14 protein-coding genes are annotated in these 18,428 nt (G+C 53.0%); 8 read left to right on the top strand and 6 right to left on the bottom strand.

Annotated elements, in window-relative coordinates; genetic code table 11:
- The first annotated feature begins 149 nt into the window (after positions 1 to 149).
- The 8 genes from gluQRS to WH50_RS16615 all read left to right on the top strand — a co-directional run bounded on the left by gluQRS (position 150) and on the right by WH50_RS16615 (position 11,138).
- On the top strand, positions 150 to 1,058 hold the full coding sequence (gluQRS, locus tag WH50_RS16580; protein ID WP_110188316.1) for a tRNA glutamyl-Q(34) synthetase GluQRS: 909 nt from the start codon (positions 150 to 152) through the stop codon (positions 1,056 to 1,058).
- The gene (locus WH50_RS16585; RefSeq protein WP_110188317.1) at positions 1,058 to 4,018 is read left to right on the top strand and encodes a sensor histidine kinase; all 2,961 of its coding nucleotides are present in this window, start codon (positions 1,058 to 1,060) and stop codon (positions 4,016 to 4,018) included. Before gluQRS ends, WH50_RS16585 begins: the two co-directional genes overlap by 1 nt.
- A gap of 2 nt (positions 4,019 to 4,020) precedes the next feature.
- Positions 4,021 to 5,424: a sigma-54-dependent transcriptional regulator gene (locus tag WH50_RS16590; RefSeq protein WP_110188318.1), complete on the top strand. Its 1,404-nt coding sequence runs from the start codon at positions 4,021 to 4,023 to the stop codon at positions 5,422 to 5,424.
- A 653-nt stretch (positions 5,425 to 6,077) separates the two neighbouring features.
- Positions 6,078 to 7,553, top strand: coding sequence for a polynucleotide adenylyltransferase PcnB (pcnB, locus tag WH50_RS16595; protein WP_110188319.1), 1,476 nt, complete (start codon positions 6,078 to 6,080; stop codon positions 7,551 to 7,553).
- The gene (gene folK / locus WH50_RS16600) at positions 7,546 to 8,049 is read left to right on the top strand and encodes a 2-amino-4-hydroxy-6-hydroxymethyldihydropteridine diphosphokinase (RefSeq protein WP_110188320.1); all 504 of its coding nucleotides are present in this window, start codon (positions 7,546 to 7,548) and stop codon (positions 8,047 to 8,049) included. The genes pcnB and folK overlap by 8 nt, the downstream gene beginning before the upstream one ends.
- A 122-nt stretch (positions 8,050 to 8,171) precedes the next feature.
- Complete coding sequence (gene panB, locus WH50_RS16605; protein WP_110188321.1) at positions 8,172 to 8,966, top strand: 3-methyl-2-oxobutanoate hydroxymethyltransferase; 795 nt, start codon at positions 8,172 to 8,174, stop codon at positions 8,964 to 8,966.
- A complete protein-coding gene (gene panC, locus WH50_RS16610) occupies positions 8,966 to 9,814 on the top strand; it encodes a pantoate--beta-alanine ligase (RefSeq protein WP_110188322.1) in 849 nt (282 codons plus the stop codon). The genes panB and panC overlap by 1 nt, the downstream gene beginning before the upstream one ends.
- 145 nt (positions 9,815 to 9,959) lie before the next feature.
- On the top strand, positions 9,960 to 11,138 hold the full coding sequence (locus tag WH50_RS16615; RefSeq protein WP_110188323.1) for an acetyl-CoA C-acetyltransferase: 1,179 nt from the start codon (positions 9,960 to 9,962) through the stop codon (positions 11,136 to 11,138).
- 108 nt (positions 11,139 to 11,246) lie between these two features.
- Here the strand turns inward: WH50_RS16615 and WH50_RS16620 are convergent, their stop codons facing one another.
- The 6 genes from WH50_RS16620 to infB all read right to left on the bottom strand — a co-directional run bounded on the left by WH50_RS16620 (position 11,247) and on the right by infB (position 18,411).
- Complete coding sequence (locus tag WH50_RS16620) at positions 11,247 to 11,705, bottom strand: c-type cytochrome (protein ID WP_165838454.1); 459 nt, start codon at positions 11,703 to 11,705, stop codon at positions 11,247 to 11,249.
- 147 nt (positions 11,706 to 11,852) lie between these two features.
- Positions 11,853 to 13,943: a polyribonucleotide nucleotidyltransferase gene (pnp, locus tag WH50_RS16625; RefSeq protein ID WP_110188434.1), complete on the bottom strand. Its 2,091-nt coding sequence runs from the start codon at positions 13,941 to 13,943 to the stop codon at positions 11,853 to 11,855.
- A 212-nt stretch (positions 13,944 to 14,155) separates the two neighbouring features.
- Positions 14,156 to 14,425: a 30S ribosomal protein S15 gene (gene rpsO / locus WH50_RS16630; protein WP_110188436.1), complete on the bottom strand. Its 270-nt coding sequence runs from the start codon at positions 14,423 to 14,425 to the stop codon at positions 14,156 to 14,158.
- A 73-nt stretch (positions 14,426 to 14,498) separates the two neighbouring features.
- Complete coding sequence (truB, locus tag WH50_RS16635) at positions 14,499 to 15,434, bottom strand: tRNA pseudouridine(55) synthase TruB (RefSeq protein WP_110188325.1); 936 nt, start codon at positions 15,432 to 15,434, stop codon at positions 14,499 to 14,501.
- A gap of 10 nt (positions 15,435 to 15,444) precedes the next feature.
- The gene (gene rbfA / locus WH50_RS16640; RefSeq protein WP_104151784.1) at positions 15,445 to 15,861 is read right to left on the bottom strand and encodes a 30S ribosome-binding factor RbfA; all 417 of its coding nucleotides are present in this window, start codon (positions 15,859 to 15,861) and stop codon (positions 15,445 to 15,447) included.
- 12 nt (positions 15,862 to 15,873) lie between these two features.
- Positions 15,874 to 18,411 (bottom strand): translation initiation factor IF-2, encoded by a 2,538-nt coding sequence (gene infB, locus WH50_RS16645; RefSeq protein WP_110188326.1) that lies wholly within the window; start codon positions 18,409 to 18,411, stop codon positions 15,874 to 15,876.
- Positions 18,412 to 18,428 lie beyond the last annotated feature (17 nt).

Genomic DNA, 18,428 nt, shown 5'->3' on the forward strand with positions numbered 1-18,428 from the left:
GGAAAAAGGCGATCACTATGGTCGCCTTTCTTCTTTCTACCCCACCGCACCTGATACTCTCTTCCCACCTGCAGACAACCTTAAAAGAGGGTATGTATAACATGCTCGCTGTTTATTCCTGCTTTTCGCCATCTGTTAGCTAACCACCTATGTCTGGCTATATCGGACGCTTTGCCCCCTCCCCTACCGGCCTGTTGCATTTCGGTTCGTTGCTGGCAGCACTGGCCAGCTATCTTGATGCTCGTGCTCATCAAGGGTTATGGCTGGTACGCATCGAAGATCTGGACCCACCAAGAGAAATGCCCGGCGCAGCAGCGCATATTCTGCGCACCTTGGAACGCCTGCAGCTACATTGGGATGGCCCTGTCCGTTATCAGCACCAGCAACATGAACGCTATCAGGCAGCGATTGATATCTTATTGACCCAGCAACAGGCTTACCCTTGCAGTTGCTCACGCAAACAACTGGATCAACGGCATGTGAGTCGAGGCCCCCAGGGGCAGGTGTATGACCGCTACTGCCTGACGCACCCTCCTGCTGCCGGTAACGCCTGCGCCATCCGACTCAAGGTGGAGCAGACACGTTGCCGTTTCATCGACCGTGTACAGGGGCCCGTTGAGTATGATTTCGCTAGCCTGGGAGATGTCGTCATCAAACGCAAGGACGGCCCCTTCGCTTATCAGCTGGCGGTAGTACTGGATGATGCTGAGCAGGGCATTACCCATATCGTCCGGGGTAGTGACCTGCTCGACTCGACCCCCTGGCAGGTGTCTCTGCAGCAGGCTTTGGCCCTTCCTCACCCCAGCCATGCTCACATCCCGGTTATCGTCAACAACGACGGGCAGAAGCTCAGCAAACAGACGTTTGCCCAGCCACTGGATGCCAAAGACAGCAGCCAGCTGATCTGTGCCGCATTGGACTGCTTGCATCACCCACTTCCTGACGAACTTCGTAAGGCTCCCGTACCTGAGCAGCTGGCATGGGCCGTGCGACACTGGCGGATTGCACACCTGCCTGCCGAACTAACCTTCCACCATCCGTACTGGGGAAAGCGCTGATGTCACTCACAGCTGTGGTGCTGACCTGTATCACCTACATACTTGCCCTGTTTGGTCTGGCTTGGGCTACAGACAATGGGCGCATCCCCAGCCGCTGGCTGCATCATCCGTTTGTCTATGTGCTGTCGCTCGGCGTCTATGCCAGTGCCTGGACATTCTATGGTGCCGTCGGGCTGGCCAATACCTATGGCATTGGCTTTCTGGCAGCCTATCTCGGCGCCTCGCTGGCCTTTGTTCTGGCGCCCGTGATTTTTGTCCCCATCCTGCGCCTGTGTCGTAGCTATCAATTCAGTTCACTGGCAGATCTGCTGGCCTTTCGCTTCCGAAGTCGGGTGGCTGGCGTATTGACGACCCTGTTCATGCTGATGGCATCCATTCCTCTCCTGTCCGTGCAAATCCAGGCTGTGGCAGAGTCAGTCAACATCCTGAATCAACGCCTGCAGGGCCCCGTCGTCGCCCAGGTGTTTTGCGTTACGCTGACGCTGTTCACCATGCTCTTTGGTGCGCGCCACCCCTCGATTCGAGATAAGCACGAAGGTCTGGTGTTCACCCTTGCGATCAAGTCCCTGCTCAAGCTGGCTGCGATGGTGATCATGGCCTGTTATGTGCTTTGGGGTATTTTTGATGGCCCGAACGACCTGCTGGAATGGCTGCAACTGGCCACATTGACCCAGCCCCAACCCATTAACGATGATGCTTGGCGCACCCTACTACTGGCATTCTTCGCCAGTGTCATCGTGATGCCTCATATGTTCCATATTTCCTTTACCGAAAATCTGAACAATCGGGCATTCCGACAGGCAGCTTGGGTGATGCCCTGTTTCCTGATTCTGATGTGTCTGGTGATTCCACTGATTGTCTGGGCAGGTATACGACTGGCCATCAATGGCAACCCGGAGTACATGATTCTTTATCTGGGGCAGCAACAGCAGCAACTTCTGCTGACCATCCTGTCGTTCGTCGGCGGCCTGGCCGCGTCCAGTGGCATCATGATCGTCAGTGTACTGGCCCTCGCTGCGATGATCCTCAACCACCTGCTGCTACCCACCTTTCAGCCCAACCCCAGGACGGATTTCTACCGCTGGTTGCTATGGTCAAAACGGAGTCTGATCGTAACCGTGGTATGGCTGGCTCATTTTTACTACAGCACTGTTGGTCAGGCCTATCCGCTGTACCTGCAGGGTCTCATCGCTTTCGTTGCCTTTCTGCAGTTCATGCCTGGCCTGCTTGCCACGCTATTCTGGCCTCGCGGACACCGCCTGGGATTTATCTGGGGCCTGCTTACAGGCATGGGATACTGGCTAGTGAGCATGCTGTTACCTCTGGTAACAGGACACACCGACGCCCCCAGCCTCAGCCTGTACACCGATAACTGGCATCAGTCGGCGCTGTACTCTCTGACCCTCAACACGCTGATTTTCAGTGTCATTTCCATCTACTCCAAGGCCACAGCCAAAGAACAGCAGGTGGCACAGATTTGCGCTCTTAATGCCCTGCCCAGCCCAGTGGGTAAACAGGTGATGGTCACCAACTGTCAGGACTTTATTCTTTGCCTGACTCCCCATCTGGGCTACCGCACGGCCGAGAAGGAAGTATTGCAGGCCATGGATGATCTGGCTCTGGAGCCGGATGATCATCGCCCTTCGAGCCTCCGACGGTTGCGTGACCGACTGGAGACCAATCTGTCCGGCCTGCTGGGCCCGACCGAGGCGGAAGAGATACTCGACTCCTCCATTCCGTCACAGGGTGACGACACGCTGTACAAAGCCACTGATATTCACATCATTGAGAGTCAGTTGAGCCAGTACAAGTCACGTCTCACAGGCCTTGCGGGAGAGTTGGACAGCTTACGCCGCTTTCACCGCAACATTCTGCTGCACTTGCCCATTGGCGTCTGCGCACTGGGAGAGGATCAGGAAATCGCGCTATGGAACAACGCCATGGTGACCTATACCGGCCTCAGTGCAGAACAGGTACTTGGCAGTACCCTGAATGACCTACCTCATCCCTGGCAGGATCTGCTCAGTGGATTTATCTGCAGTGGCCAGGCGCGCCAGAGCACCCAGGAAGTCAACTGGGAAGCTCACACTCGCTGGTTCAGTTTGCAGCGTCTGGATATTCAGGCCGAAACCGATGAAGCGCCAGTAGGAGAGCACAGCGTCATCCTGCTCGAAGATGAGACCGAGACCAAACTGATTGATGATCGCCTCGCTCACAGTGAACGACTCATATCCGTCGGCCGACTGGCAGCAGGCGTGGCCCATGAGATCGGCAATCCGGTGACCGCGATTGCCTGTCTGGCACAAAATCTCAAGTACGAAACGGATGTCCCGGAGATTCTCGAAATTGCTGGCCAACAGGTGCAGCAGACCGAGCGCATCAGCCGTATTGTTCAGTCACTGCTGACCTTCTCCCATACCGGCCAGCACTCCGACCCTCGCCACTATGAGCCGTTGAACATCAACGACTGCATCAGCGAAGCCATCCACCTTGTGCGCCTTGACCATCGCGGTCGCCAGTTGCATTTCATCAATCACTGTCATACGCAGTTGCTGGTTGCGGGTGATGCGCAACGCCTGATCCAGGTATTCGTCAACCTGTTCAACAACGCCAGAGATGCTTCTGCAGACGGGGCCCCTATCGAAGTTCGGGGTTACACCGATGAGTTTTCAGTGATTGTTCAGGTTGAGGATCACGGTCGTGGCATCCCGGCCGATGCACTGGAGCACTTGTTTGAACCCTTTTTCACCACTAAAGAGCCGGGCAAGGGCACAGGGTTGGGCTTGTCCCTCGTCTACAGTATCATCGAGGAACATTATGGTAAGATCGAAGTCCAAAGCAGAACGGCTGCAGCCCCCAAGGACTCAGATGGAGCCGATGCCCAAGAACAATCAACCGGCACCTGTATCACCTTAACGCTTCCCCGCTACCTGTCGGTGGAAGCCTCGAGCGAAGGCTAATTATGCGCCGTATCCTGATAGTAGAAGATGAAATCATCATCCGTCAGGCGCTGAAGAAACTCCTTGAGCGCAACAGTTACACCGTAGACGACACTGGCAGTGTCGACGAAGCCCTAAGTAAAAATCTCGACGATTATCAACTTATTATCAGCGACCTGCGCCTGCCCGGGCGCCCCGGCACCGACCTTATAAAGGAAGCGGGCACAACGCCGGTACTGATAATGACGAGCTATGCCAGCCTGCGCTCTGCCGTAGATGCCATGCGCGAAGGGGCAGTCGATTACATCGCCAAACCCTTCGACCATGAGGAAATGCTGAACAGTGTTCAGCGTATTATCCGTCAACGTGAAGAACGTACGTCCCGCCCGGGACGTGCAGCTGCGAATAACAGCACGACGCCACAACGCAGCAGTGCCGAAATAAAGACGCGCATCATTGGCTCCTGCGAACCGATGCAGACACTCTTCAAGCGTATCGAAAAAGTAGCCGGGACCGACGCAACCGTTCTTATTCAGGGGGAGTCAGGCACAGGTAAAGAGCTTGCAGCACGTGCCATTCATGAGCTCAGCCGTCGTGCGGACAAAACCATGATATCGGTTAACTGTGCAGCCATTCCGGAAAGCCTGATCGAGTCAGAACTGTTCGGCCATGAGAAAGGGGCATTCACCGGCGCCGTGGCCGCCCGCAGCGGGCTGATTGAAGCCGCAGACAGTGGCACCTTGTTTCTGGATGAAGTGGGAGAACTGCCTCTGGAGGCGCAGGCCAGACTGCTGCGGGTACTACAGGAAAATGAAATACGCCGTGTCGGCTCCATCACCTCAAAGAAAGTCGACGTCCGCCTGATTACTGCAACGCATCGCAATTTGCGGGAAATGGTCAAGGAAGGAAAATTTCGGGAAGACCTCTATTACCGCCTGTATGTAATGGAAATCCGTATGCCTCCATTGCGTGAGCGCGGTCAGGACATTACCGAAATTGCTGAAGTATTCCTGCGTTTGACCAGCGATCGGATGGGTAAATCAGGCCTGCTGTTTGCGCCAGACACATTAGACACCATGCTCCACTATCCCTGGCCCGGGAATGTCAGAGAATTGGAAAACGCCATAGAGCGGGCGGTAATTCTGGTAGATGATCACCTGATTACCACCGAACTGCTGGGCATCGAGATAGAAGACGATGAACTGGAGCAGATCGAAGCGCGCCTTGCTTCCACAAGTCCAGCTCAGATGCGCCCACTCAGCTCACGTGCAGTCAAAGAAAATCTGTCGCTGGATGACTATTTCCTGCGTTTCGTGCTGGAACACCAGGACAAGATGAGCGAAACAGAGCTGGCACAAAAGCTCGGGGTCAGTCGCAAGTGTTTATGGGAAAAGCGCCAAAAGCTTGGCATTCCACGCAAGCGCTGATCGTTTCAGGCGGTAACATGGCAAGCAGGTAGCACCTGGCAAACTTTGTTACCGCGTTACCTTGATATGATCCCATAGGTAACACATTCCTTCTTTTCACTTCTTTAAAAAACATAAAATTCAATAAAATCAGCAACTTAAAAAGTTGGCACAGACTCTGCTCTATACATAGCAAAGAAAAATTCTGGCACCTCCAGATCGCCAATAAAAATAAAAATTGATCAGGAACGTGTAGAACGCCTCGGTAAAAATAAAAATAAATAGGGGCAGGAAAAAACTGATCGCTTTAGACATCCAGCTTTTTTAACAACCGTTGACGGCTGGAATGGGTTAGGCATAAGAACGAACCAAAAATAAAAATAAAACCGGTAGACGTACTTGCAACCCACTCCACAAAAGCCACTGGCTGTACTGGATATTTAAAGCGATCTGTTTGTTCTTCTTGTTACTCTCAACCACAAGAACAATGTCATGAGTCCGCGTGAATAAAAACAACAGCGGTAGATTCTGTTCACTGCATAAGTTTTCCTTCGAGTAACAGTTCCCGTTTTTACCTTTTCCCCGTCGGTGGTATCATCCGCTACTCTCGTAGTCGTCCAGCAGATGAGACGCTTACGGCACGATTACACTCCCTTTGCTAATCCAAGAGCGGTATGGAACATCAGGTTGATTTGTATTATCTGATTGGCTTTGCAGCCATCACAGGCATAGCGATACTGGTCGCCCGCCTTCTAAGCCGTCCTCGCAACTCAGACAGAGTAATGAATACAGGTCCGGCTCACCACGACACAGTTCCCGTTGCCCCTCAGGACTCGCGCATCATTCAACGCGATCACCATTCCATTTCCCGCAAAGACATTACCCCGAGCGCACTGAAGGTGTTATACCGCCTGCAGGAAGCTGGCTTTGACGCCTATATCGTTGGTGGCGGTGTGCGCGACCTATTGTTGAACCTGCATCCCAAAGATTTTGACGTCGCCACTAATGCCAGCCCAGAAGAGGTTCACCGGCTGTTTCGCAACTCACGTATGATCGGCCGTCGTTTCAAGATCGTGCACGTACAGTTCGGTCGCGAAATCATTGAAGTGGCGACGTTTCGCGCACACCACGCTGAACAGGAAGAGCAGGGCTCGGATCATAGCCGTCAGGCAGCCAACGGTATGCTGCTTCGGGATAATGTCTACGGTACGCTGGAAGAGGATGTTGAACGACGGGACTTCACAATCAATGCGCTCTACTACACCACAAAAGACTTCTGTATCTACGACTATCATGGCGGCATTAGCGACCTCAACAACCGCGTAGTACGAATTATCGGTGAGCCCGAAGCCCGTTACCGGGAAGACCCTGTTCGTATGTTGCGAGCGGTCCGCTTTGCCGGCAAGCTCGGGTTTGATATTGAGCCCGTTACCGCTGCCCCGATTCATCAGTTAGCGCCTCTTCTGGCTGCTGTTTCAAACGCCCGTCTGTTTGACGAAGTGCTCAAGCTGCTCAGTTCAGGTCACGGCCTGCCCACATGGAAACTGATGTGGCAGTACGGGCTGATCGCCCCCATGCTGCCTGACACTTGGCAGAGCCTGCAAGGCGACGATGAACAGACTGTGCAGAACCGGATGATGATTGAACTGGCCCTCGCCAATACCGATAAGCGTATTGCCGAAGGTCGTCCCGTTACCCCCGCCTTCCTCTATGCAGTACTGCTGTGGGCCCCTTTACTAGAAGAGCTCAGCTATTTGCAGGATGAAGAGCGCATGCCATTAATTCCTGCCATGCATGAAGCTGCGCAGCGCATCATGGATCGTCAGGTAAAGCATATCGCTATTCCCCGCCGCATCAGCAGCATCATGCGTGAGATTTGGGAACTGCAGTTCCGGCTTCCACGTCGTCAGGGAAAACGCCCGGACCAACTCATGGAACATCCTCGTTTTCGCGCCTCCTATGACTTCCTGCGCTTGCGAGAAGAGAGCGGTGAAGACCTCAACGGCCTGGGCATCTGGTGGGAGCGTTATCAGGAGCAGACTGACGACAGTCGCCGCTCGATGATTCAGGATCTCAAGGAAAACTACAGTGAGCCGCCACGCAGCAAGCGTCGACGCCGGCCACGTAAGCGGACCCCCTCTAATGAATGATGCCTGGCATGGTACGGAATTAGCCTGGATTGGTCTTGGTAGCAATCTGGAGTCACCTCACACTCAAGTGAGTACTGCACTGGAAGAGCTAGCAGGCATTCCAACTACTTGCGTACTGGCTCATTCAGGGTTATATCGTTCCGATCCGGTTGGCCCTCTTGGCCAACCTGACTACATCAACGCCGTTGCCTTACTCCGTACGCAGCTTGAACCTCATGATCTGCTGGATGCCTTACAGGTCATAGAACAACTGCATCAGCGTCGGCGCATTCAACACTGGGGGCCGAGAACACTAGACCTCGACCTGCTACTTTACGGACAACAGCAAATCAGCACTGATCGCCTCCAAGTTCCCCACCCTTACCTGAGCCAGCGTAGTTTCGTACTCTATCCGCTGGCCGAAATCAGCCCTGGACTCACCCTTCCCGGTCTAGGCGCTCTGTTCGATTTATTAGCCCAATGCCCGATGGGCACACTGAATCGTATTCCCGTATAATTTTGCTGCACTACAACAAAGAATAAGAGGACATGCGCTTGATCTTCGTTGTCATGACATGTCGCTCCAGTTGCATGCTCAACTAGTCTGGCTTCCATGCCTTGTTCAGGAACATTACTGAAATGAAAAAGGTAACCCTGCACACCCTGACGCAGATGAAAGCGTCTGGCGAAAAAATTACCTGTCTTACTGCCTACGATGCCTGCTTTGCCAAAGTGCAAGACGAGGCTGGTGTCGAGATCATCCTGGTGGGTGATTCCCTTGGCATGGTGCTGCAAGGCAATAACAGCACTCTGCCTGTTACCGTTGAAGAAATGGTGTATCACACACGAGCCGTGGCTCGCGGCACACAACGTGCTATGGTGATGGCTGATATGCCCTTCATGAGCTATGCCACTCCGGCACAGGCAATGCAGAACGCCGGTTTACTGATGCAGGCAGGCGCCCACATTCTAAAACTGGAAGGTGGCGCATGGCTGGCTGAAACAGTTCGCATGCTCAGTGACAGAGGCGTACCTGTGTGCGCCCACCTTGGCCTGACGCCGCAAGCGGTCAACAAGCTGGGCGGCTTTCGTGTTCAGGGTCGTACACCTGAAAGCGCCAGGGAGCTGCTTGACGATGCAGCGATTCTGGAGGAAGCCGGTGCAAGTATGCTACTTCTGGAGTGCGTCCCAAGTAGCCTCGCCGCCGCCATCACACAGCAAGCACAGGTGCCTGTCATCGGTATCGGTGCGGGTGCAGCAACCGACTCACAGGTACTGGTCATGCATGATCTGCTGGGCTTAAATACCGGTTACGTACCCCGCTTTGTTAAGAACTTCATGACAGAAGCAGAAGATATTCCTGGCGCTTTCCGCGCCTATGTCGCAGCCGTTAAGGAAGGTCGCTTTCCTTCTGACGAACATGGATTTGAATAATGCTAGTACTGCCCACCATTGCTGAGCTACGCCAGCAACTCCATGTCGAACGCATGCGTACTCACAAGATTGCCTTCGTGCCAACTATGGGTAACCTGCACGATGGCCATATTTCGCTGATTCACAAAGCCCGTGAAGAAGCAGATGTGGTCGTGGCGAGCATCTTTGTCAACCCGCTGCAGTTCGGCGCCAATGAGGATCTGGAACGCTACCCACGTACCTTTGCGGAAGACAGCGCCAAACTCGAAGAAAGCGGTTGTGATTATTTATTTGCCCCCAGTGTCGAGGAAATGTATCCGCAAGGTCTGACCAGTCAGACCATAGTTGATGTTCCAAGGCTGTCATCATTGCATTGCGGTGCCAGCAGACCAGGACACTTTCGTGGCGTAGCCACAGTCGTCGCCAAACTCTTTGGCATTGTTCAGCCTGATGTTGCCATCTTTGGCCTGAAAGATTTCCAGCAACTGGCGGTGATTCGCCAGATGGTCAACGACCTCTGCTTGCCCGTTACCATTCTTGGAGCAGAAATTGCGCGTGCAGAAAGCGGTCTTGCGTTAAGTTCACGTAATGGCTACCTGACCTCCGGCGAGTTGCAGACCGCGCCCCTGCTGTACCAGACTCTGCAGGGTATTGAGCAGCGCATTACCGCAGGAGAGGTAGACTTCAGACAGCTCGAAGCGGAAGCCAAGCAACAGTTGAATGAACTGGGGCTAGAACCTGATTACTTCAACATCTGTAACCAGGCGACACTGGAACTGGCAGAGTCCGATGACAAGCAGTTAGTTATTCTGGCAGCCAGCTACCTGGGCAAGGCACGACTGATCGACAATATTCGTATTCAACGCTGAGGCCGGTTATCCGGCCTTTTTATTATCTTGCGCCTTGTCATAGCCATTTAATCTAACCAGCAGCATAGTATCGGCTGGAATATTAACCCGGCCATCACCTATGATGGCCTAAGCAACCAAGTACAACTCATCAAGGGAGATCCTTATGCGTGATGTAGTGATCGTCGCAGCAGGCAGAACAGCAGTTGGAAGTTTTGGTGGTGGCCTTGCAGCTATGACTGCAGCGGAGCTGGGTGCAACAGTAATCAAAACCTTGCTGCAGCAAGTGGATCTTGATCCTGCACAGGTCAATGAAGTCATTCTGGGTCAGGTACTCACTGCCGGTTGCGGTCAGAATCCTGCCCGTCAAAGCGTCATCAAAGCGGGTCTACCTGATACCATCCCCGGTATGACCATCAACAAGGTTTGCGGCTCAGGACTTAAAGCCATCCACCTGGCCGCACAGGCCATTCGCTGTGGTGATGCAGACATCGTCATCGCAGGCGGCCAGGAAAGCATGAGTCAGGCCCCCCATGTGCTGCCGAAGTCGCGTGATGGACAGCGTATGGGTGACTGGAAAATGATTGACTCCATGATCACCGACGGCCTTTGGGATGCATTCAACAACTATCACATGGGCATTACGGCGGAAAATATCGTCAGCAAGTATGGTTTCAGCCGGGAAGAGCAAGATGCCTTTGCTGCTGAATCGCAGCGCAAAGCAGGTGAAGCCATGGCGGCAAATCGCTTTGCGGACGAGATCATTCCTGTCAGTATCCCACAGCGTAAAGGCGACCCTATCGTCATCGATAAAGACGAACAGCCCCGTCCAGGTACTACAGCTGAATCACTGGCGAAACTTCGCCCTGCCTTCAAACCTGACGGCAGCGTGACAGCAGGTAACGCCTCATCCCTGAATGACGGTGCGGCTGCGGTTATCCTGGCAAGTGCAGAGAAAGCCAAAGCACTGGGACTGCCCATTCTGGCTACCATCAAAGCGTACTCAAGCGCTGGTGTAGCACCTGAAATCATGGGTACCGGGCCAATTGACGCGACTCGCAAGTGCCTGGAGAAGGCAGGCTGGGATATCAACGAGCTGGATCTAATAGAAGCCAACGAAGCGTTCGCTGCCCAGGCAATGTCGGTTAACAAAGACTTGGGCTGGGACACCAGCAAGGTCAACGTCAACGGCGGTGCTATTGCGCTTGGCCATCCCATTGGGGCGTCAGGTTGCCGCATTCTGGTTAGCCTGCTGCACGAGATGATCAAGCGCGATGCCCACAAAGGCTTGGCGACCTTGTGTATCGGTGGCGGCATGGGAGTTGCTCTTGCCATCGAGCGTTAAGCTGTAATTTTCTCAACCAGTGTCATGAACAGAAAAAGCCACTTAGCGTGGCTTTTTCTTCATTAGATACTATAAAAGCAATATACGGCCCAAGCTGACGAATACATGCTAGGGCTGGCGGAAGCCGTCATGACAGCTTTTACATGCTCTACCCAGACCAGCGACATCCTTGGCTGCCAAATCCGGGTCATTCTTATCGACTGCCATTTTCACATTTGCCAGGGCCTCTTTGAAATTACCTTGCGCCTGCTTAAATAACTCGGGCTCTTCCCAGATTCTTGGTAAAGCCTCACTTTCACCTACGGCGGTTCCCGGCAGGAATGCGGCAAAAGCTCTGTCACTCGCCTGCTCCAGAGCCGAAACATAGCCTTGAGCAGCAGCTTGATCCCACTTGCTCTTGTCCTTCAGCATTGACCGGAGCATGCCGCTATTTTCTTTAAACTCATGAAAGGCATCCTGCCGGTAACTAACCACCTGCTCGGGTGACATGCCACTCAGATCATCTGCCGCCCAGACTGTCCCTGCCACCACACCTAATAACGTTGCAAACAACACGATTCGTTTCATCTTCGGCTCTTCCCGTCCATTATCCATGCCAATAACAGTCAAACCCCATCCTACTGTTACCCTGCAAAACAGCGCCAGCTTAAAACAGAAAAGGGACCTCAAGGTCCCTTTTTAGTGTTTCAGAATGTGATTCAGGATGCCAGCCGATTACTCAGCAGTCACATCTTTCATGGTCAGTTTGATACGACCGCGCTGATCGACATCCAGAACGCGCACAAGCACTTCGTCGCCTTCGTTAACAAAGTCGGAGACATTGTTAACGCGCTCCTGGCTGATCTGGGAAATGTGAACCAGACCGTCTTTGCCTGGAAGGATATTCACAAATGCACCGAAGTCCGCCAGACGCACAACTTTGCCTTTGTATACCTTACCTACCTCAGCCTCACAAACAATAGCTTCAATACGCTGCTTGGCCGCATCGGCAGCGACCTTGTTCTCTGCGTAAACACGTACAGAGCCATCATCTTCGATATCGATAGAGGCGCCAGTTTCTTCACAGATAGAGCGAATAGTAGCACCACCTTTACCGATAACATCACGGATCTTATCGGAATCGATTTTCATGGTCAGCATGCTAGGCGCATTTGGCGACACCTCAGGACGTGCATAACCGATAACCTTGGCCATTTCACGCAGAATGTGCAGACGTGCATCACGAGCCTGCTCCAGGGCAATTTCCATGATCTCTTCGGTGATACCCTGAATTTTGATGTCCATCTGCAGAGCAGTAATACCACTTTCAGAACCCGCCACCTTGAAGTCCATGTCACCTAGGTGATCTTCATCACCCAGAATATCGGTCAGAACAGCAAAGCCGCTTTCTTCCTTTACCAGACCCATAGCGATACCAGCGACCGGCTTCTTGACTGGTACGCCGGCATCCATCAGTGCCAGGCTGGCAGCGCAGACTGACGCCATTGAGCTGGAGCCGTTAGATTCAGTAATTTCCGAAACGATGCGAATGGAATAGGGGAATTCATCATCGCTGGGCAGCATCGCTTCCACACCACGACGGGCAAGACGACCGTGGCCAATTTCACGGCGTCCGGGTGGACCCATGCGACCACACTCACCTACAGAATAGGGTGGGAAGTTGTAATGCAGCATAAAGCGGTCTTTACGCTCACCTTCCAAAGCATCGATAACCTGTGCATCACGCATGGTACCCAAGGTACAGGTTGCCAGAGACTGTGTTTCGCCACGGGTGAAAAGAGCAGAACCGTGGGTGCGCTTAAGAACACCAACGTCCACATTTATAGGACGTACAGTCTTGTTGTCACGACCATCGATACGGGCTTCGCCACGGATGATGCGACCACGAACAATGTCTTTTTCCAGGCCATTGAACAATCCGGCGACTTCACTGGCATCTGCAGCATTCTCACCCACGGTCAGTTCAGTCAATGCTTTGCTACGCAGAGCATCAATAGCTTCACGGCGGGCAGTTTTGTCACTCACAATGTAGGCAGCAGCCAGCTCATCACCGACCAGTGACTGCAAACGTGACTTCAGCTCAGAGTTCACTGGCTCTGGTTGCCAATCCCAGGCAGACTTGCCTACTTCTGCGGCAAACTCGTTGATGGCCTTGATAGCCACCTGCATTTCCATATGGCCAAACAGAACTGCTCCCAACATTTCGTCTTCGGTCAGCTCTTTGGCTTCAGATTCAACCATCAGTACCGCTTCGTTGGTACCCGCAACCACCATGTCTAACAGTGAGGTTGCCAGCTGTGGGTAGCTGGGGTTGAGTACATAGCCGCTGTCTTCGCTAAAACCTACACGAGCAGCACCGATGGGACCATGGAAGGGAATCCCGGAGATAGTCAGGGCAGCAGATGCGCCCAGCATTGCAGCAATATCTGGATCCTGCTCCTTGCTTGCAGAAACAACAGTACAGATTACCTGCACTTCATTGTTGAAGCCTTTGGGGAACAGCGGACGAATCGGACGATCAATCAGGCGAGAGGTCAATGTTTCCTTTTCGGAGGCTTTCGCTTCACGCTTGAAGAAACCGCCAGGAATCTTACCTGCAGCGTAGGTTTTCTCCTGATAGTGTACAGTCAGAGGGAAGAAATCCTGACCGGGCTTGGCTTCGCGGGCACCGACTACGGTACAAAGTACCTGTGAGTCGCCCATAGTGACCATTACCGCACCAGAAGACTGGCGGGCAACACGACCGGTTTCCAGAACTACTTCCTGGCCACCATACTGAAAAGTCTTGGTAACGACGTTAAACATCGACATAGCTTCTTATCTTCCTTATTCGGACACCGATGAGGATGCTGCTATAGCCGTAAAGCCAGTACTGCGCTGGACTCAAGGGTGTAAACCCAGAGCAGTACAGGCTCAGAAAGTCAGCGTCCATTCAACTGTGTCTTGGATGTAGCACAGGAGCAAACCGCCCCCGCTAAATGACGAACGCCGCAGTAAACTGCGGCGTTCCATATCGCTTAGCGACGCAGGCCCAAGCGACCGATCAGCTGAGTGTAACGCTCAGCATCTTTGTTCTTCAGGTAGTCCAGCAGCTTACGGCGCTGGTTAACCATGCGGATCAGACCACGACGAGAGTGGTGATCCTTGGCGTTAGCCTTAAAGTGAGATTGCAGGCTGTCAATATTAGCAGATAGCAGAGCAACCTGAACTTCAGGTGAGCCGGTATCATTCTCAGCCTGAGCAAAATCTTTCAGAATCTGAGCCTTATGTTCAGCGGTCAAAGCCATTTCAATAACTCCAATAATCAATATGCAACCAACAGACGCCAACCGTGCATATTTACAGATGGCGCGCCCTCCCTTAGGAGGTTTTTAGCAAGCGCCGCGGATGCAGCATCCCCGAAGCTACAACTTCACCTAGACCTAAAAACTCACCCGTATTCGCGTAGATACGCAAGAGCGGATCAGCCTGCACATCAGTCAGCGCAATACGCTGCCCCTGACGTAGCCTCTCGGTCTGCAAAGGGTCTAATTCTACAGTATTCAGATGCATTACGGCAGTCTCTGCCAGCATTAAATGATGCAGCAAAGGATTGTCGATTTCTTCTGGCTGAGCAGTCTGTTGCAACTGCTCCAGAGTCATCGCGTTTGCCAGAGTAAACGGCCCTGCCAGGGTACGCCGTAATACCTCGACATGTGCACCACAGCCGAGCGCCTCGCCGATATCCGCTACCAGCGAGCGAATATAGGTCCCTTTACTGCACTTTACTTCAAGCTCCAGCGTAGACTCTGACCAGTTAAGCAAGCGCAGAGAAGAGATAGTAACCTGGCGACGTTTTGTCTCCATGTCGATACTTCTCCCCTCCCGAGCCAACTTATAGAGAGGCTGGCCATCTACTTTAAGAGCAGAATAAAGGGGTGGCAGTTGTTCAATCTCACCACGAAAACGGCACAAAACCGACTCAATCAGCTCAGCCGTCAACGCAGGGAGGGGACGCTGAAGCAATACCTGTCCTTCAGCATCAGCTGTGTCGGTGGTAGTACCAAGCCGAGCCACAGTCACATACCCCTTATCAGCATCGAGCAATAACTGGGAAAACTTGGTAGCCTCACCAAAACACAGAGGCAGCACCCCCGTTGCCAGAGGGTCAAGTGCACCGGTGTGACCCGCTTTCGCGGCTCGAAGCAAATGACGTACTTTTTGCAAGGCGGAATTGGAGGTCAGCCCCTGGGGCTTATCCAGCACCAGAATACCACTGACCTCCCGCCAGTAATTGGAAGACTTTTTCTGACTCATCAGCGAACACTTATTCGGTATCGTTATCCGCCTGACTGTCAGGCGTCGGATCCTGACGCGCCTTGTCTTCGCGCACAGCACGAGTTATCAAGGCACTGATCTGATTCCCCCGATTGAGGGTGTGATCATAGTGAAAACGCAGAGCAGGGATGACACGCATGGTTTTTAAACCGCGTGCCAGTTCGGTGCGAAGAAATCCAGCAGCCTGGTTGAGAATTTTCTCACCCTGACGATAAACCTCTTCGCCTTCTTCCATGCTCAATAATGTGAAATACACATCAGCATAGTTCAGGTCTTTGGAGACCCGGACATCGCTGATGGTGATGATCCCCAGACGGGGATCCTTCATTTCCAGCTGTACGATGCCAGCCAGATCCTTTTGGATCTGGTCGGCAACGCGCTGGGTCCGACTGAACTCTTTCGGCATCCAGTTCTCTCTTTAGAGACTACGCTCTACGGTAATCACATCGAAGACTTCGATCTGGTCACCAACGCGGACATCGTTGTAGTTCTTCACGCCGATACCACACTCCATGCCCTGGCGAACCTCGTTGACGTTGTCCTTGAAGCGACGCAGTGAATCAAGCTCACCACCTTCAAAGATAACCACGTTGTCGCGCAGTACACGCAGCTTCTTACCACGCTGAACCACACCATCGATGACCATACAACCAGCCACCAGACCAAACTTCGGTGAGCGGAACACATCACGAACCTCGGCAGTACCAAGGATCTGCTCATGGAACTCAGGAGCCAGCATACCGGACAACGCTTTCTTCACATCATCAATGATGTCGTAGATAACGCTGTAGTAACGCATGTCAATGCCTTCACGCTCAACGATGGTTTTGGCCCCCGCATCCGCACGGACATTGAAGCCAAACACCACGGCGCTGGACGCCAGTGCCAGGTTAGCATCAGATTCAGAGATACCACCTACACCGCTGGATACAATGGTGACCTTAACTTCATCGTTAGACAGGTCAGTCAGAGCCCCACTCAGCGCCTCAAGAGAACCACGAACATCGGTCTTCAGAACGATATTGAGGTTAGCAACCTTGTCGGAGCCCATGTTCTCAAACAGATTATCAAGCTTAGCAGCCTGCTGACGGGCCAGCTTCACATCACGGAACTTGCCTTGACGGAACAATGCAACTTCACGTGCTTTCTTCTCAGAAGCAACTACCGAGAACTCATCCCCAGCGTCAGGTGCACCATCCAGACCCAGAATTTCCACAGGAATCGAAGGACCCGCTTCATCAATCTGCTGACCGTTTTCGTCAAGCATAGCCCTGACACGACCGTAATACATACCAGCCAGAACGATATCACCTTTACGCAGGGTACCGTTTTGAACCAGCAGGGTTGCGACAGTACCGCGACCTTTGTCCAGACGTGACTCAACAACTGTGCCGCGGCCGGAAATCGCAGGAACCGCTTTCAGCTCCATAATCTCAGCAACCAGCAACACCGTATCCAGCAGGTCATCAATACCCTGACCCGACTTGGCTGAGACATGAACAAACTCGGTATCACCACCCCAGCTTGTGGGAATGACGCCACGCGAAGCCAGTTCACTGGTAACACGGTCCGGATCTGCCGCTTCCTTGTCGATCTTGTTGATGGCAACAACAATAGGCACTTCTGCAGCTTTGGCGTGCTGGATAGCCTCTTCTGTTTGCGGCATGACACCGTCATCAGCAGCCACAACCAGAATTACGATGTCAGTTACTTTCGCACCGCGAGCACGCATTGCAGTAAACGCCGCGTGACCGGGGGTATCCAGGAAAGTGACCATGCCTTTTTCGGTTTCTACATGGTAGGCACCGATATGCTGCGTAATACCACCTGACTCACCTGCAGCAACCCGCGTACGGCGAATATAGTCAAGCAGCGAGGTTTTACCGTGGTCAACGTGCCCCATAACGGTAACGACCGGCGCACGTGGCTCTTCAGTCCCCTCTTCAACGTCAGCACTGGCAGCACTTGCCAGATCATCTTCCAGAGCATTCTCATTGAGCAGTTTGACCTTGTGGCCCATTTCCTCAACAACAATGGCAGCAGTATCCTGATCAAGTACTTGGTTGATGGTAGCCATAGCTCCCATCTTGAACATGATCTTGATAACTTCTGCAGCCTTGACTGCCATACGCTCAGCCAGCTCTGCAACTGTAATAGCTTCAGGAATCAGAACGTCACGCACAATCGGTGCAGTCGGCTTCTCGAAGCCATGAGCATTCTGACCAAGCTTGCCTTTCTTGGGTTTGCGTGGTCCTGCTTTACGGCGAGCACCATCGAAGTCGTCGTCAGAAGCGCCAGCTGGGCGACGAACAGCCACTTTGCCTTTAGCTCGGCCACGCTCTTCTTCGTCACTGCGCTCTTTAGTCTTAACAACCTTGCCAGGCTTGTCTTTGCTCGCCTTACGCTTTTTCTCAGACTCACTCACTTCGGCAGCCTGAACATCAGCGATGGAAGCCACCTGAGGAGCTTTCACTCCATCATTGCTGCGCTTGGGTGCATCATTTCTGCGTGCCTGTTCTGCAGCAGCCTTGGGCACAGCCGTTTCAGTAGCTTTGCGAGCCACTTCATCGGCCTGCTTGCGCGCGGCAGCAGCCTCTTCTTCCTGACGTGCCTGCTCTTCAGCCTTGGCCTGAGCTTCCTGCTCGTCACGCTTCACATAGGTACGCTTACGGCGTACCTCGATATTAACTGTCTTCTTCTTGCCAGATGAATTGCTGACTTTAAGCTGACTCGTAGTCTTACGCTTCAGTGTGATTTTCTTGGGCGAAGCTTCACCTTCGTCCTCATCACCGCCGTGGCTGCGCTTCAGAAAGGTCAGCAACGTCATGCGTTCCTTCTCGGAAACGACGTCATTGGACCGGGTGTGTTCAAGCCCCGCTTCCTGCATTTGGTTCAACAAACGCTCAACAGGAACTCCAACCACTTCGGCCAGTTGCTGAACTGTAACTTCTGCCATCATGGGTCTCCTCTATC

It is taken from the genome of Pokkaliibacter plantistimulans (assembly GCF_003194385.1).
GTDB classification, from domain to species: domain Bacteria; phylum Pseudomonadota; class Gammaproteobacteria; order Pseudomonadales; family Balneatricaceae; genus Pokkaliibacter; species Pokkaliibacter plantistimulans.

Bases quoted from the DNA above. Each gene is read 5' to 3' on its own strand.
- WH50_RS16590 (WP_110188318.1), top strand. From the start codon at position 4,021: ATGCGCCGTATCCTGATAGTAGAAGATGAAATCATCATCCGTCAGGCG.
- gluQRS (WP_110188316.1), top strand. From the start codon at position 150: ATGTCTGGCTATATCGGACGCTTTGCCCCCTCCCCTACCGGCCTGTTG.
- pcnB (WP_110188319.1), top strand. From the start codon at position 6,078: ATGGAACATCAGGTTGATTTGTATTATCTGATTGGCTTTGCAGCCATC.
- WH50_RS16585 (WP_110188317.1), top strand. From the start codon at position 1,058: ATGTCACTCACAGCTGTGGTGCTGACCTGTATCACCTACATACTTGCC.
- WH50_RS16620 (WP_165838454.1), bottom strand. From the start codon at position 11,705: ATGAAACGAATCGTGTTGTTTGCAACGTTATTAGGTGTGGTGGCAGGG.
- truB (WP_110188325.1), bottom strand. From the start codon at position 15,434: ATGAGTCAGAAAAAGTCTTCCAATTACTGGCGGGAGGTCAGTGGTATT.
- folK (WP_110188320.1), top strand. From the start codon at position 7,546: ATGAATGATGCCTGGCATGGTACGGAATTAGCCTGGATTGGTCTTGGT.
- WH50_RS16615 (WP_110188323.1), top strand. From the start codon at position 9,960: ATGCGTGATGTAGTGATCGTCGCAGCAGGCAGAACAGCAGTTGGAAGT.
- rbfA (WP_104151784.1), bottom strand. From the start codon at position 15,861: ATGCCGAAAGAGTTCAGTCGGACCCAGCGCGTTGCCGACCAGATCCAA.
- rpsO (WP_110188436.1), bottom strand. From the start codon at position 14,425: ATGGCTTTGACCGCTGAACATAAGGCTCAGATTCTGAAAGATTTTGCT.
- infB (WP_110188326.1), bottom strand. From the start codon at position 18,411: ATGGCAGAAGTTACAGTTCAGCAACTGGCCGAAGTGGTTGGAGTTCCT.
- panB (WP_110188321.1), top strand. From the start codon at position 8,172: ATGAAAAAGGTAACCCTGCACACCCTGACGCAGATGAAAGCGTCTGGC.
- pnp (WP_110188434.1), bottom strand. From the start codon at position 13,943: ATGTTTAACGTCGTTACCAAGACTTTTCAGTATGGTGGCCAGGAAGTA.
- panC (WP_110188322.1), top strand. From the start codon at position 8,966: ATGCTAGTACTGCCCACCATTGCTGAGCTACGCCAGCAACTCCATGTC.